A 14,229-nucleotide genomic window follows, 5' to 3' on the forward strand; every position below is an offset into this window, starting at 1 on the left:
CCCGAAACGAAGAGCCTGGAACAAGGGCCGGATCATCGGCCAGAAACGGCCGCTTTTGCCGAAACAGGTCTGGGCGATCCGCGCGCGGCTCGAGCTGGCGGGCAACCTGCGCGATCTTGCGCTGTTCAACGTGGCCATTGATAGCAAGCTTCGCGGATGCGATTTGGTGAAACTGGCCGTCGCCGACCTGGTGAGGGATGATCGCGTTCGCGAACGCGTGTCCGTGATCCAGAGCAAAACCAAGCGGCCAGTTCAGTTTGAACTCTCTGAAAACACGCGGGATACCATTGCCGCATGGATCAAGTCACCGGAGATGCTCGGCTGCCGTTTCATGTTTCCCAGCAGGTTTCATGACCGCCCGCATATCTCAACACGCCAATATGGCCGGCTTGTGAGGGATTGGGTGGCCGCGATTGGGCTGGAGCCCAGCGGATACGGCACCCATTCGCTGCGCCGGACCAAAGCAGCGGAGATATACCGCAAAACCGGAAATCTCAGAGCGGTTCAACTTCTGCTCGGACATACCAAGGTTGACAGCACAGTCAGATATCTTGGCGTCGAACTTGAAGATGCGCTGAGCATCGCCGAGCAAATCGACATTTGAACCATCTTGGCGGGCGGCTCGTGCCGTTCGCCAATCCGAAGCGGACCTGCATTCGCATCGCAGCGGTGGGTTGGATCGAGCCCAGAAAGACTGATGCTGCGAAATGGTCGAATGACTGCTCTATTCTGAAAGCTCATCTGACAACCACGCCAATAGCGGCTTGGTCATAGGGTGCAGCTTACCGCCCGATCCTTGATACACCGCGAGTTCGGCGGGATGCACAACAGTTTCACGGCAGGGCCGGATCAACTTTCCCTCGTCTATCATTCCTTGCACCGTGCGCTTCCAGCCAAGGGCCACGCCTTGCCCTGCCACTGCCGCCTGTAGAACGATAGGAAAACTGTCAAAATGTGTGAACCGCTCACTTGTCTGGGCAACACCAAAGGCCTCAAACCAGTCCGGCCAATCCATCCAGTCCTGCGGGATGACTCGGTGGGACAAAAGTGAGTAAGCCGCTAAATCGTCGGGATCGAGAGGTAAAGTCGATGGATCAATCAAGCTAGGAGCGCAGACCGGAAAAATCTCGTCCGACACAGTGAAGGCCAGCTTTGCGGTTCCTGACGGCCTGCCTGTTGTTTGGATCGCTACATCGAACGGGGTTTGCGCCTCCGTCAACGGCTTGAGCGCACTCATGACGCGCAGCTCGGTGCCGGGATGCCGTTCATGAAAGCGGGCCAACCTCGGCATCAGCCAGTAAAACGCCTCGCAAAGCTGGCAATGCAGGATCAGTTCATCCGAGCGCCCATCGCCGCGAATATACGCCACCTCAGACGCGATACTGGACAAAGCTGTGCTGACCACCTGTCCCAATCTGCGCCCTTCGCCTGTCAGGAACACCGCACGGTTTCGGCGCTCGAACAAGGTGGTCCCCAGATCACTTTCCAACTGCGCAATCTGTTTGCTGATCGCTGTCTGAGTCATGCCCAGCTCCGCCGCCGCCAGCGAAAAGCTTTCGAGACGAGCCGCAGCCTCGAACGGCTTGAACCGTGATAGTGGTGGCAGGTTCCGCAACTGGTTATCCATGATCTGTGGTCATGCAAAGTGTTCTGAATCTCTTTTTTCTCAACGCATCATATATGATTTATGTCGCCTTGAAACATCGGCCCCCAATTTGGTGCCGATCCCGATAAATGGAAAGCAGGACACGCAACCGTGACAGTAGCGGCAAAGACTTATGACACCGAACGGGCTGTACTGGCTGTGGTGATTGCGGTTCTGGCCTTGTCGCTGGGGGACGCGATCATCAAGACGTCCAGTCTCACCCTGCCGCTTTGGCAGATGTATGTTCTTCGTTCCGCGTTGGTCCTTCCGATCCTATACTTGCTTGTCTGGAAGAATGGTGTCCGCCCTTTCGAGTCATTGGGATGGGTTGTTGCGCGAAGTGTTCTGCTGGTCCTGATGTGGTTGAGCTACTACGTGTCCCTCCCGCTCATGCCGCTCTCGCTGGCCGCTGCGGCCTACTACACGTCCCCGATCCTGATCACGGTGCTTGCCGCGATGCTGGCCCGCACATGGCCCGCACCACGCGCCCTCGTGGCGATTGCCCTCGGGTTCGGCGGCGTCATCCTCGTCTTGAGACCGGACACGTCGGAGTTTCAGGTCACAACGCTTTTGCCGGTTCTTGCAGCGTCCCTCTATGCCTGCGCGATGGTCCTGACCTCTGCCAAATGCCGCGATAATGATCCGTTTGCCATGGCGCTTGCGCTGAACATCGCGTTCATCATTGGCGGTCTGATCCTCAGCCTGTTTGCGGGACAGAAAGAATCGATCATCTTCGGATCGTGGCAACCCGTGGAATTGAAACTGTTTGGCATCGTTACAGCCCTCGCAGCCGTGATCCTGATCGGCAGTGTGGGTGCCGCCATCGCCTATCAGAATGGTCCCCCCGCGACCGTGGCCGCGTTCGATTACAGTTACTTGGTGTTCAGCCTGATCTGGGGCGGATTGTTCTTCGGTGAATTGCCGGACACGCTTTCTCTGGCTGGCATTGTCATCATTGTAGGGGCAGGACTTCTCGCCCTGCCGTCAAACAGAAGTAGAATTAACGCTAAGGATATATGATCTTGGAACTCGAACTCTGGCTTGCTTTCGTTGCCACCTATACCGTCATTTCAATCATTCCCGGCCCAAGCGTTCTTGTCGTCACAGGCTTGGCTTTGTCGCGAGGAACAAAAGCCGCGTTTCAGTGCATTGCGGGTGAATTGGTCGGCGGCGTCGTTCTTGTGGCGCTTTCCCTGTTCGGCGTCGGTGCCATTCTGGCCGCTTCCTCTGAATTGTTCCAAATCGTTAAGTGGGCGGGCGTTGTGTATATGGCGTATCTGGGTATTTCACAGATCATCCAAGCGCATCGGGAAGATGTAACCCTACAACTTGATGAAACATCGGTCAGCGGCATTTCCAGCGCCAGGGCCGGGTTCTTCACTGCCGTCCTGAACCCGAAAGCCATCATCTTCTACGTGGCATTTCTTTCACAGTTTCTCGATCCTACAGCAAATACCTACACTCAGTTTGCCATTGTCGTTGTGACTTCAGCGGTTATCGTCGGGGTCGTTCTTGGCGGGTATGCACTACTGGCCGCACAAGCTCACAAATCTTTCCAGAGTGCACAATCGCGGCGGCGGTTCGGATACACAGGTGGCGGGTTCCTGATCGGTGGAAGCGTATTTATGGCGGCAACTCGATAGCGACGAAATCTGCCATTTGTTGAACAGCTCACTGAAGGGGACATTCGCGAATTTGCAGCGAAGGTTTGAAAAGTCCCGCTCTTCGATGGTCGATCCACGTTGCGGCGAAAGGGAGGATTTGACTTGTCCTCTCGGACTGACTTTCAACGGCCGGTTTGGCGACACATGCTGCTTCACAGTGAAAACCACGCCGCACCCACGAGCGAATGCTGCGTCAGCAAACACCGGGAAGGGCAACGGCAGCAAAGTCCCGCCCTCAATCAAAGGTGCTGCTCCCGTTCATGGCCCCGCGCTTTTTGGTCCCATTTGCCAAATGTCAGATCGCGTCGTCGACGATCAGGCATGGCTTCCCTTGAGAGCAGGCTTCGACCCGTGCCCTGATCCGGAAAGCGGCCGCGAGGTTGTCCGCCGTCACCACCTCAGCCGCGGTGCCGAAATCGTGCAATGTGCCTCCGGCAAGGATCGCGACCTTGTCGGCGAATTTCAGCGCCAGGTTGAGATCGTGCAGCGCGATCAGCACCAGCATGCCGGTGTCCTGCGCCAGGCTGCGCACGCGGCACATGGCCTCCAGCTGGCGGTGCATGTCGAGCGCGCTGGTTGGCTCATCCAAAAGCAGTATCTGCGGTTCCCGCACCAGGCATTGCGCCAGGCCGACAAGCTGGCGCTGACCGCCGCTCAGTTCGGAAAGCAGCTCATCGGCAAGACTACCGATACCGAGCGCCTCAAGGGCCCGCTCCACCGCCGTCAGGTCATCTGCCGCCAGCCGCCAGCCGCTGACCTGCTTGCGGGCAAGCAGGACAGATTCGAAAACGGTGAGAACCGCTGTGCCTGTCTGATCCTGCGGCATGTAGGCAATGGCGCGTTCGGCGTCGCGCACGCCTTCCAGGCGGCACTCGCCGCACCCCGGCAGGATCCCGGCGATCCGCCGGAACAGGGTGGATTTGCCTGCCGCATTGGGGCCGATCACCGCTACGACTTCGCCCCCCCGGCAGAGCGGCAGGGAGACCTCCCGCAGCACCTGCCGCGATCCGAACCGCGCCCCGAGGCGATGGGTGCTGAGCGCTACCATATCTCTTTTCCACTTTTCAAAATCAGATAAAGAAAGACGGGAAGGCCAATCGCCGCGGTGACGATCCCGATGGGCAACACCGCGCCCGGCACGGCGATCTTGGCCAAAATTGAGCTGAGGGACATGATCAGCGCGCCGGTCAGGGCGCTGGCTGGCAGCAGAAAGCGCTGGTCCTCGCCGACCATCATGCGGGCGATATGCGGCCCGACCAGACCGATGAAACCGACCGTCCCGACAAATGCCACCGGGATGGCTGAAAGAAGCGAAACCAGAACGAGGGTCTCGAGCCGCAGGCGGCGCACCGGAATGCCGAAGCTCGCCGCGCGGGTTTCGCCCAGCCGCAATGCCGTCAGCTGCCAGCGCCGACGCAGGAAGACCGGCAGGGTCAGCGCCACTGCCAGCACGGTGATGGCCAGTTTCGGCCAGGTCGCCTTGGTCAGGCTTCCCATGGTCCAGAATACAACAGCGGCAACCGCCTGCTCGGCGGCAAAATACTGGATGATGGCGAGCGCGGTATTGAAGCTGAACACCAGCGCGATCCCCAGCAGCACGATGGTCTGAATTGAGGCGCCGCGCCGCACGCTTGCCAGATGGATGATGAAGGCCGTCGCCATCGCCATGACAAAGGCATTGGCCGCGACAATATAGTCGCCCGCCATTGGCACCAAGGCGACGCCGAAGGCAAGCGCCAGGGCCGCGCCAAAGCTCGCACCGGCGGAAATGCCCAGCGTGAACGGGCTGGCCAGCGGGTTGTTCAGAATGGTCTGCATCTGCGCGCCGCCAATTGCCAGCGCCATCCCGACCACCACCGCCATCAGCGCGGACGGCATGCGGATCGACCAGACGATGACCTGCATCTGCCTGTCTGCCTCGGCCGGCGCAATGACCGTGGCGAGCACCTCACCCAGCCCATAGCGGGCGGGTCCCGTCGCGAGATCGCCGAGCACGGCAACCCCCAGGCCAACTGTCAGCAGAAGGAGAATGAGCTGCCGCCTGAGGCTGAGCGCCCTGTAGGTGCCGGTGCCGCCAAGGGCTGCGGTTTCGGTTTGCATAGTCGTCATGACGGGCCACCGGAAAGGCTGGTGCTGTAGCCGGGCCGGTAGCTGATGGGCAGGAACCGGCGATGAAACTCCGCAAAGGTCGCGTCCGGGTCGAGATCGGCAAACAGCTCCGGGTGGAACCATTTCGCCATGATCTGAATCGCCGCAAACTCATACGGGCTGTTGTAGAACTGGTGCCAGATGCCGTGGAAATTCCCGGTCTCCTGCGCGGCAATGCCGGTGTAGGCGTCCCGGCTGGTGAACCACTCAAGCTTCCTGCGCGTCTCCGCCGCATCGGCGCCCGGTCCCAGCGGAATCCAGCGGCCGCCGGGGACATAGGCCTCCCAGTCGGCGCTGGTCACGACCACATGCTCCGGGTCGGCAACGATCACCTGTTCCGGGTTGAGCTGGCCGAAGGTGGCGGGAATGATTTCGCTGCCGATATTGCGCCCCCCGGCCAGTTCGGCAAACTTGCCGAAATTCTCGGGCCCGAAAGACAGGCAGCAATCGTCGGAATAGCCGCCGATCCGCTCGATGAAGACGCTGGGGCGATCCGGGTTGTGTTCGGCCAGCACGCCGGTGACCCGCGCAATCGCCTGATCGCGGAAGGCGATGATCTCTTCCGCGCGGGCCTCACGCCCCAGAATCCGGCCCAGCAGGCGGATGGTCGGCTCGGTGTTTTCCAGCGGATGGTGGCGGAAGTCGATGTAGAGAACCGGAATGTCCAGTGCTGCCAGCTTCTCGACATACCGGGCGTCCTCATTGGCACGCATCGCTTCGAGGTTGAGCAGAACCACGTCCGGCTTCTGGATGATGGCGGATTCAATGTCGATCAGGCTGTCTTCCTGGCCTTTGAAGGCGGGCAGCGCCGCCAGGCTTGGAAACGCCTCGGCATAACGCGCATGGGTGGCCGGGTCGGCCTCGATCAGATCGTTGCGCCACCCGGCCAAATGACCCGCTGGATCCTCGGGAACCAGCGAGGCGATCAGGTAGAGCTGCCGGCCCTCGCCCAGAAGAATGCGCCTGACCGGTGCGTTCAGGGTCACCTCGCGCCCGGCGATATCGGTGACGGTCATCGGCCTTTGCTCCTGTGCCGCGGGGTTTCCGCCGGCCAAGGCGCCCGGCGGGCCGGTCACGATCAAGGCCAAAGCCATCAGCAGGGCGTGAACAATGGATCTGCACGCTTTCACAATAAATTTCCTTCCTGGGAGAAACGGCGCAGCCTGAGCCACAGGCCAAGCGCCAGAAGGCACGACAGCGCGTAGAGGGCTGAGACCAGCGGGAACGCGGCATCCAGGCCCATGAACCGGGTCACGGTAACCCCGGCGGCGATACCGGCAATCGAAGCGCTCTGCTGACAGGTTTGCGCAATGCCCAGAACCGAGCCCTGCCGGTCACTCTGCGCAGCTGTTGAAATGAGGGACAGAAGAACCGGCGTGGTTCCGCCAAGCAACACGCCCCAGACAAAATAGAACGCTGCGAAAACGGCCACCGACTCCGTGATCCCGGCCAGATGGGTGACGGCAAGACAGCCGCCTGAAATCAGCACATTCCCCCCCAGAACAAAGGCGGGCGACCGCCCCTCGAACAGCTGCGCCCAGAAAGGCGCGGCCACGACAAAGCCCAGTGCAAGCAGGCCGTAGCTCAGGCCGGTCATCCAATGCTGCGCACCGAAAACCTGTGTCATGTAAAGGGCAAACGGAACCTGCAGCACCATGCGGCTGGCCAGCAGCACCCCCATCAGCATCAAAAGCCCCGCGACCGGCGCCACAACCGGCGGCGCGGCGATGGATGCCTGCGCCGGCGCCGGCCTGGCAGCGGCGGCCCCGGCTGGCGGCACCGGCAGGCTTGCCCAGGCGATGGCGGCGCACAGGGCGCAGATCATGCCCGCCGTCAGGTTGATGGCCGCGAAGGGCAGCGCGTCCAGGATCAGACCGCCCAGAAACGCCCCCGCCAGCGACCCGACATTGGTCGCCACCTGCAGCCACGCGAACAGGCTGGCGCGGTTGCGCCCCTCGGTGACTTGCACGCCATAGGCCTGGGCCGGCGCGATATAGCCTGCGAACGCCCCCTGGAGAAAGCGCAGCGCCAGGATTGTCCAGACATCGGACGCAAAGGCAATGAGCAACTGCGTCACCGCCAGCCCCGCAAGTGCGCGCACCATCATCAGCCGGTTGCCGTAGCGGTCTCCCATCCGCCCCCAGAAGGCGCTGGTGAGAGATATTCCAAGCATCGGGCACACATAGACACCAATTCCGGCGAGGCCGAAAACACTGCCGGAAGGGCCCAAGGCCTCGATATGGATCGGCCAGAACGGGCCGCTCATCTCCATCGCGCCCATGGAAACGAACTGCAGCCCGAACAGGAGCGCAAAAACAGACCCGAAGCTCCGGAACCCGGCGGAGACGTCCGTCATTCCGCCTCCGCCAGCGGGTTGGGCAGGTCATGCTCGACCCGGTAGTCGCGATAGCGCTCCAAATGCATCCGCAGCACCGAGCGTGTCGGCCAGGGGCTTTCCAGAAACGCGGCGCGTTCCTGCTGCCAGAACATGCCGGACGACACCCGCGGCCGCAGCGCGTCAAACGCCGCTGCGGTCTCTTCCCGCAGGATGCGCCACAAACCGCTGCCCCGGATTTCATACTGTTCGCTCAGGCACAGGGCCATCTCATGCAGATGGCAGACAAAGCAGGCGTCGATGACGAAAGAGCGCACGAGGCTGATATCCTTGTCGAATGAAGTGGGCAAGATCCCCTTCTGGCTGAACGGTTTCAGGTGGTAACCGCGCTCCTCCAGCAGCGGCGCGAAACTGCGGCCGTCCCCGAAATCCTTGATCAGCAGCTTTTGCGGCTGCCCCGCGGGGCCGAACAGCACCGTGCTGTTTTGCTGATGCGCCTCAAAGGCGATCCCGTAGAGCAGATACATCGTGAGCGTTGGCCGGATGACGGTGCGAGCGTAGGCACGGAAAAACGCCCTTACGGCCGCTTCGCTCTCGTCACCATTTCTGGCGATCAGTTCGCAGATCAGAGGCCGGCCGTCAGCCGGGCCAGCCGTCAGCAGCGCGGCGACGGCAACCGGCACAAGCCCGTCCTCGCGCGCCAAAGAGTCCGTATTGCGGTACACCACCGAAAGGAACCGCCCCGGATGCTCGTCGCCCGTCTCGGGATGGCGCAGGATCATGCCGACTTCTTCGGTGAAGATCTCCAGCCTGCCACGAAGCTCCTCCTCCTTGGCGACAATGTCCGAAATCAGCGCGCTGAGGCGGGGGCCCATATGGATCGACTTGGCCTGCAGGGTGCGTTGCTCACTGGTCAGCCAGACCGCCACCGGCAGTTTGATGAAGGGTCTGGGCTCCTGCGTGTCCGGCAGCATTGTCCGGAACGACATCGACGGCAGCGTCATGATCTCGGGGCCGTCCGGATCGAAAACGCCGGAGGCGATCTCGGCCTCGAATTCCCGGCACAGGAAATTGTCCAGATGCCACCGGTGGACCGGAAGCGGCAGCCAGTCGTCCGGCGATTTCCCCCGCGCCTTCAGACCTTCGGTCCAGTCGCGCCAGAGGCCCGGAAAGTTTTTTGAGAACCAGTCCGGATAGCTGCCGGCCTGCGGCATCGTTTCCACATAGGCCCAATCCCTCCGGAGCGCCGAAATGCGCAAGCGAACCCGGGCGCCAAACTCGGGCGACAAGGCCCGCACATCTTCGGGCGACAGGCCGGGCTTAGCCTTCCATGTCGGATAAAAAGGATGGCCTTCGAGGGCGCCCCACTGATCAAGCGCCATGGCCGCCAGATGCGGCGGCAGGCTGCGTTCAAGATAGGCGATGAACCCGGAGGCGCCTGCGGCGGCAATGTCCCGGCGCAGATCGGCGCTCCAGCTTTCCCGGTGACAGCGTGCCAAGACATCATTGCGCATGCTGTCGCTGAGGTCGCGCAACAGATGCTCCAGGCCGTCCTGCGCAGGCGTAATCGCCAGCGCAGGCGCAACTTCCGCGATCAGGGACGCGGCATCGTCAATCCGATGACAGGTGCCGGTGTCGTCCAGCACCTCGATATGTCCGCGGTTTTGCAGCGTTCCCGCCGGAGCACGGCGCAGATCGGTAAAATGCAGGACCCGGCGCGTCTCCCAGACAGGGAACCACGCCTGCCGGCCATCGCGTGCCCACAGCAATGCACCGGGGTCAAGCAGACGTTCGGCAAACAGGCAGCGGACCAGCCGGCCAAACGCATTGCGCGATGCATCCGCCCTCAGCCACGCATCGCATGCCTTGGGATCGGCATCCGCCTTGGTCATCATTGTCTCTTGCATCAGGCAGCCTCCGGCCAGGCGGCAGGCACGTAGTCCGGCATCACATCCGCCAGACCACCGTGATACCGGCAGGCCCATTGATAGATTTTCGTGATGGCGGGAATGCCCACGTTCAAACGTGCCGCCATCGTCACAAGCAGGGCCTGGCCAAAGGCGATGTCTTCGTGAAAGGCGCGGCTTTCGCGGTCGATCACCAGCCCCGCCCCGTCCGGATTGGGCACAAGCGGGGCCTCGATGCCCGCATAGGCCCGGTTGGTGCGCAGCAGCGAATACATCGTCCGGCCGTCTTCGATCTGGCCGCCATAAGCCTCGATCAGCTCCTGCCGCAGCGGCTTGACCGAGCTGAGATCGGTTCCAAGCCGCGCCGTTGCCGCATCGCGGATGGCCTGGTTTTCCGCGTCGCAGACCTCCAGCAATTCGGCACTGGCGCGCGGACAGTCGCTCCACCAGCAGACCGGTTCATCGAAAGGCTTGTCCTGCCACGGCGCGTCAGGACCGATCAGCCCGTACAGCACGGCGGGGTGCATCAGCGCGTTCCCCGGTGTCAGGGTGATTTCCAGAAAGTCATTCAGCATCGTGACCGGCGCATCGAAAAGCCGGGCAAGCATCCCGGAAAGAGCCGCACGGGCGGCAGCGCTTTCGCGCCGGTGCAGGGCCGCGAAAAGTTGCGATTTGCTGCCGCCCATACGCACCATCCGGCCCGGAACCAGCCCGAAGGCCGTATGGGGAACGTCCTTCATGCCCCAAATCACTACATTGCCATGCCCCTCAACGGCGTTTTCCGCAAGCCAGTCAAAGCCGCAGGACCCCGGGATCGCCCCCAGATAGACGGGTCTGTCCGCCGGAAGATGCGCGCGGATCCGGCGCATCAGCGCCGGCCGCGCCTGGGCAGGCTGCGTCACGATCACCATATCCGTGTCCCGCAGCGCCTCGCCCGGATCGGTGCCGGCATAGTCGGGCCGCGCGCCCACGGTCTGGCCATCCGCCGCCGTTGCCTGCCAGTCGCCGCTGCCCTGGGCCCATCCTCGGGCCAGTTCGGGACTACCGGTCAGGACGGAAACGGTGATGCCCGGCCGCTGCTTGAACAGCACGGCGTAGAGATGGCCGGTTTGGCCGCCGCCGCAAATCGTGACCTTCATGCCGCGCGCGCCTCTGCCGTCAGCCAGGCGTCTAGCCGCGCCGCCACCGCCGGATCCAGCAAGCCGCGCTCCGCCATCCAGCCGTCGTCGAAGACCGAGCCCAAGTATTTTTCGCCGCCGTCGGCAACCGGCGTCACAACCGTCCCGGTCAGCTTGCCCGAGGCAATGAACTCCAGCGCCTTGTAGATGGTGCCGCCGGTGGAGCCACCAACCATCAGCCCCTTGCGGCGGGCGATATAGCGCGCCGTCTCAAAGGCCTGGCTGTCGGTCACCTGCACGCCCTCGTCGATGCACCCGTAGTCGAGCACCTTGCCGACCTCATCGCCCTGCGGCGTCCCGGTTCCGGACTGGTAATAGGGATGCCCGGGCTGCCCGAAAACGATCGACCCCGCCGGCTCCACCGCGATCGTGCGCACGGCAGGGTTAATCCGTTTCAGCCGCTGGGCAATCCCGGKCATCGACCCGCCCGTCCCCACGCATCCGACAAAGGCGTCGATGCCCTCCGGAAGCTGCCCCAGAAGCTCATCGACAAATCCGGCATAGCCGTCCGGGTTTGCGGGGTTGTCGGACTGGTTCATGAACAGCGCTCCGGGCAGCTGCGCGCCCAGCTGTGCGGCCATGCGCTGGCGCTCGACCACGGCCACTTCATCCTCGCGGAAATCGCCTTCGACATAGCGGATGTCCGCCCCCAGCGCCCGCATCGTGCGGATCTTGTCCGGCGCCGCATGATGATCGACCACCGCGATGAAGCGCAGGCCGAACTCAAGCGCCGCTAGCGCCAGCCCGATGCCGGTATTGCCCGACGAGGATTCAACGATCGTCCCGCCGGGCGCCAGCCGCCCGTCCTCGAGCGCGGCCAGCACCATGCTGCGCGCCATGCGGTCCTTCATGGATCCGCCGGGGTTGTTCTTCTCGATCTTCAGCACCAGCACGGCGTCGCGGTTCGGGACGGCAATCGACATGACCGGCGTCTGGCCGATCAGCTGGGTTGTGGACGTATAGAGCATTTATGCCTCTCCAAGTGTGTCAGGGATGAGTGCCGGCTGCCCATTCGCGTCCGGAACCACGCACAGGCGGTTCGGCATCGGGTGGCGGTGGAATTCGTTTTCTAGGAGATCCATCTGGTAGCCGCCGGTGTTGGCGTAAACCAGAAGATCTCCGGCTTGCGGGGTCACGGGGAAGCTGAGCCAGCGGTTGCTCAGGACGTCCTCGTCCAGGCAGCTGTGACCCGCCAGATAGCCCCGGACGGGCTCTGCTGCGGCTGGCGGCGCTTGCGCCGGGATCAGGATCGGATCGACCAGATATTCAGAGGCAAACCAGGTTTCGCACGCGCTGAAACTGCTGCCTTCGGCAAAGATGACATACGCGCCAGCGCCCAGGGCCTTCACCCGGGACACCCGGAAGACGGAAACCGCCGCCTGATCCGTCAGCGCGCGGCCGGGCTCCATCGCCAGCACCAGATCCTCATCCGCCAGATACTGGGCAATGCTGCGGCCGCCGCCGGCCGGTGCCTGCAAAAGCCGGCGCAGCCAGTCAGCCGCCGACAGCGTGCCGCCGTAGGGGTAGCAGGACTCCGGAACCTTCCCGGTGCGGTAATCCTCCGGGACCTGTGCCGCCAGATGCGCCTCATAAGCCAGGGGGTCTACATACTGGACCGGCAGGCCGCCGCCAATGTCGATCATGCGCGCCGCAAAGCCCATTGCCCGGGCCTCGGCGATCAGGCCCGCGGCCTCCATCAGGGCCGCTGCGCGGGTCTCCCAGCGATAGCCGCTGACATGGAAATGCAGGCCTTCAAGATCAATCCTGCTGTCGCCGACAATGCGCGCCAGACAGTCACGGATGGCATCCGCCGGCATGCCAAAGCGGCTCGCGGACTGCCCTTCCGGACACAGGCGCAACAACACCCGCTGTCCCGCGCCATGCGCCGGCAGGCACCGCACAAGATCCTCCAGCTCTTCCGGAGAATCCACGGAGATTAGGGCGTTGCAGCCGATGAGCTCGTGATGGAACGCTTCCGTCTTGGCCGGGCCGGTCGCCACCAGCCGGGTGCCTTCGGCGCCAAGCCGCCTGGCGTCGCGCAATTCATACAGGCTCGAGACGTCAATGCCTGCCCCGGCCCGCAGGGCCGCATTCATGAGACCAGGCGATTTGTTCACTTTCGCCCCGTAATAGATCATGTGCTGGACGCCGCTTTCGTCCAGGACAGCCCTCAGCTTTGCGATATTCCCTGGCAGCTCATCGGGCCAGATCAGATTGAGCGGCGAGCCATACTGCGCAACCCAGTCCGCAAGGCGCCCGCTGCCGCTGGTCAGCAGCTCCGATATCTCCGGCCGCAGAATCGGGGACAGGCCCGCGCCCGGCTTTTGGCAGTGCAAGGTCATGGCATTACGCTCGCGATTTGTGACGGCGCATGGCCTGCCGGAACTGCGCAGCGCAGGCTGTCCAGCGGCACGTCGCAACCGGGCAGATCCTGGTGAAAGACATGGCGCGTCGTCTTATAGGGAAATTTGCGGCCGCTGCGGGCCATTGCAAAGATATCTGCGGGGGTGACGGTCTCACCGGGCCGCCAGCTTTCCACCTGCACCGCGTCGTATCCCAGCAGAACGGCAGGCATCACCGCCAGCCGCAGCCGGCGCGCAACGGCCAGCCGGTGGTGGCCGTCCATCACGAACAGCGCGTTCCTCTCCACTGTAATCGGGACAGTCCAGCGGCCGCCCAGCAGGATTTTTGCCTGCAGGTCTGCAACCCTGTCGAAATCCACTTCTTCCGTGGGGGTCAAACGAGTAGGCGATATGAGGGTATACTGCATTCTGGCCAGCCTGGGATTCACGGAAAGGAAGTAGACTGGCTATCCTGACAATTACAGTCGGAATACGCTGGCAGGGACGCTCTAGCCCGTTGAGGTTGAGCTGTCAACACATAGACCGGCAGTGCCAGATAACTTGGCTATGCCCAGTCAGGAAGTAAATTCCTTTCAGCCACGGCATAGCCGCCTGGATGGTTATTGGCGTCGGCGGCACTGAAAAATTTGTATAGTTCCCACAAGTTATGGAATAGAACACTGACCCATTTGAAACTCTGACCGAGAGGAGGGCTTATCTCCGGTCACCTTTTTACGGCACCAAAAGCGCCGTTGACTGATTTAGCAGGCCGCTGAATTAGTCAGGCCAGTGGGACGCTGTTCTCCGTGGTGGAATGAGTTCTCTCATCGGTCTTCCGGATTGGGTGGCTGGAAGCAGGCCTGCGTCCCCCCCTCCAGCCTCATTCCGCCAGCAACCGGGGCAGCCGGGCGAGATTTCCGGCTGCGAGCGTCAGGATGAAGCGCGACCGCACCCGTTCGACGCCGCGATAGACGGTCTGGGACATGCCGCCAACGGTCTTGGCCCAGCCA

At 62.5% G+C, this 14,229-nt stretch carries 13 protein-coding genes and 1 pseudogene; 3 read left to right on the forward strand and 11 right to left on the reverse strand.

Translation table 11 applies throughout. The features are described 5' to 3' along the window. Positions 1–604, forward strand: a 604-nt coding sequence (locus A9D60_RS21450; RefSeq protein WP_254656762.1) for a tyrosine-type recombinase/integrase, incomplete at its 5' end; no start/stop codon positions are given. Positions 605–724: 120 nt separating this feature from the next. On the opposite strand, the gene A9D60_RS21455 is transcribed toward A9D60_RS21450, so the two are convergent. Then, positions 725–1,627, reverse strand: coding sequence for a LysR substrate-binding domain-containing protein (locus A9D60_RS21455; RefSeq protein WP_065269484.1), 903 nt, complete (start codon positions 1,625–1,627; stop codon positions 725–727). Positions 1,628–1,756: 129 nt separating this feature from the next. Between A9D60_RS21455 and A9D60_RS21460 the strand changes: the two genes are divergently transcribed. Both A9D60_RS21460 and A9D60_RS21465 read left to right on the forward strand, forming a co-directional pair. Further along, the gene (locus A9D60_RS21460) at positions 1,757–2,665 is read left to right on the forward strand and encodes a DMT family transporter (protein ID WP_065269485.1); all 909 of its coding nucleotides are present in this window, start codon (positions 1,757–1,759) and stop codon (positions 2,663–2,665) included. Continuing rightward, complete coding sequence (locus tag A9D60_RS21465; RefSeq protein WP_083194303.1) at positions 2,662–3,288, forward strand: LysE family translocator; 627 nt, start codon at positions 2,662–2,664, stop codon at positions 3,286–3,288. Before A9D60_RS21460 ends, A9D60_RS21465 begins: the two co-directional genes overlap by 4 nt. A 316-nt stretch (positions 3,289–3,604) precedes the next feature. Here A9D60_RS21465 and A9D60_RS21470 read toward each other — a convergent pair whose 3' ends face one another. From A9D60_RS21470 to A9D60_RS26290, 10 genes and pseudogenes are all read right to left on the reverse strand, one after another. Next, entirely contained in the window at positions 3,605–4,357 is a 753-nt protein-coding gene (locus A9D60_RS21470) for an ABC transporter ATP-binding protein (protein WP_065269486.1), read from the reverse strand. Continuing rightward, positions 4,351–5,304: a FecCD family ABC transporter permease gene (locus A9D60_RS21475; RefSeq protein WP_254656763.1), complete on the reverse strand. Its 954-nt coding sequence runs from the start codon at positions 5,302–5,304 to the stop codon at positions 4,351–4,353. The genes A9D60_RS21470 and A9D60_RS21475 overlap by 7 nt, the downstream gene beginning before the upstream one ends. A gap of 110 nt (positions 5,305–5,414) precedes the next feature. After that, positions 5,415–6,473 carry an ABC transporter substrate-binding protein gene (locus A9D60_RS21480; RefSeq protein ID WP_254656764.1) on the reverse strand — a complete coding sequence of 353 codons (1,059 nt, stop codon included), beginning with the start codon at positions 6,471–6,473 and terminating at the stop codon, positions 5,415–5,417. Positions 6,474–6,583: 110 nt separating this feature from the next. Beyond that, complete coding sequence (locus A9D60_RS21485) at positions 6,584–7,813, reverse strand: MFS transporter (RefSeq protein WP_065269489.1); 1,230 nt, start codon at positions 7,811–7,813, stop codon at positions 6,584–6,586. After that, a complete protein-coding gene (locus A9D60_RS21490) occupies positions 7,810–9,699 on the reverse strand; it encodes an IucA/IucC family protein (protein WP_065269490.1) in 1,890 nt (629 codons plus the stop codon). The genes A9D60_RS21485 and A9D60_RS21490 overlap by 4 nt, the downstream gene beginning before the upstream one ends. Continuing rightward, positions 9,699–10,838 carry an NAD/NADP octopine/nopaline dehydrogenase family protein gene (locus A9D60_RS21495; protein WP_065269491.1) on the reverse strand — a complete coding sequence of 380 codons (1,140 nt, stop codon included), beginning with the start codon at positions 10,836–10,838 and terminating at the stop codon, positions 9,699–9,701. The genes A9D60_RS21490 and A9D60_RS21495 overlap by 1 nt, the downstream gene beginning before the upstream one ends. Beyond that, positions 10,835–11,845, reverse strand: a complete 1,011-nt coding sequence (locus tag A9D60_RS21500) for a cysteine synthase family protein (protein ID WP_065269492.1) — start codon at positions 11,843–11,845, stop codon at positions 10,835–10,837. The genes A9D60_RS21495 and A9D60_RS21500 overlap by 4 nt, the downstream gene beginning before the upstream one ends. Continuing rightward, positions 11,846–13,219, reverse strand: coding sequence for a Y4yA family PLP-dependent enzyme (locus A9D60_RS21505; RefSeq protein WP_065269493.1), 1,374 nt, complete (start codon positions 13,217–13,219; stop codon positions 11,846–11,848). Then, the gene (locus tag A9D60_RS21510) at positions 13,216–13,617 is read right to left on the reverse strand and encodes a ParB N-terminal domain-containing protein (RefSeq protein WP_217492083.1); all 402 of its coding nucleotides are present in this window, start codon (positions 13,615–13,617) and stop codon (positions 13,216–13,218) included. The genes A9D60_RS21505 and A9D60_RS21510 overlap by 4 nt, the downstream gene beginning before the upstream one ends. A 482-nt stretch (positions 13,618–14,099) precedes the next feature. After that, a pseudogene (locus tag A9D60_RS26290) lies at positions 14,100–14,229 on the reverse strand (IS5/IS1182 family transposase); the annotation flags it as partial.

The organism is Leisingera sp. JC1, from assembly GCF_001679925.1.
Taxonomy (GTDB): domain Bacteria; phylum Pseudomonadota; class Alphaproteobacteria; order Rhodobacterales; family Rhodobacteraceae; genus Leisingera.

What these genes read in the sequence shown, in the direction of transcription:
- A9D60_RS21455 (WP_065269484.1), bottom strand. Translation starts at nt 1,627, where the DNA reads ATGGATAACCAGTTGCGGAACCTGCCACCACTATCACGGTTCAAGCCG.
- A9D60_RS21465 (WP_083194303.1), top strand. Translation starts at nt 2,662, where the DNA reads ATGATCTTGGAACTCGAACTCTGGCTTGCTTTCGTTGCCACCTATACC.
- A9D60_RS21470 (WP_065269486.1), bottom strand. Translation starts at nt 4,357, where the DNA reads ATGGTAGCGCTCAGCACCCATCGCCTCGGGGCGCGGTTCGGATCGCGG.
- A9D60_RS21480 (WP_254656764.1), bottom strand. Translation starts at nt 6,473, where the DNA reads ATGACCGTCACCGATATCGCCGGGCGCGAGGTGACCCTGAACGCACCG.
- A9D60_RS21485 (WP_065269489.1), bottom strand. Translation starts at nt 7,813, where the DNA reads ATGACGGACGTCTCCGCCGGGTTCCGGAGCTTCGGGTCTGTTTTTGCG.
- A9D60_RS21490 (WP_065269490.1), bottom strand. Translation starts at nt 9,699, where the DNA reads ATGCAAGAGACAATGATGACCAAGGCGGATGCCGATCCCAAGGCATGC.
- A9D60_RS21495 (WP_065269491.1), bottom strand. Translation starts at nt 10,838, where the DNA reads ATGAAGGTCACGATTTGCGGCGGCGGCCAAACCGGCCATCTCTACGCC.
- A9D60_RS21505 (WP_065269493.1), bottom strand. Translation starts at nt 13,219, where the DNA reads ATGACCTTGCACTGCCAAAAGCCGGGCGCGGGCCTGTCCCCGATTCTG.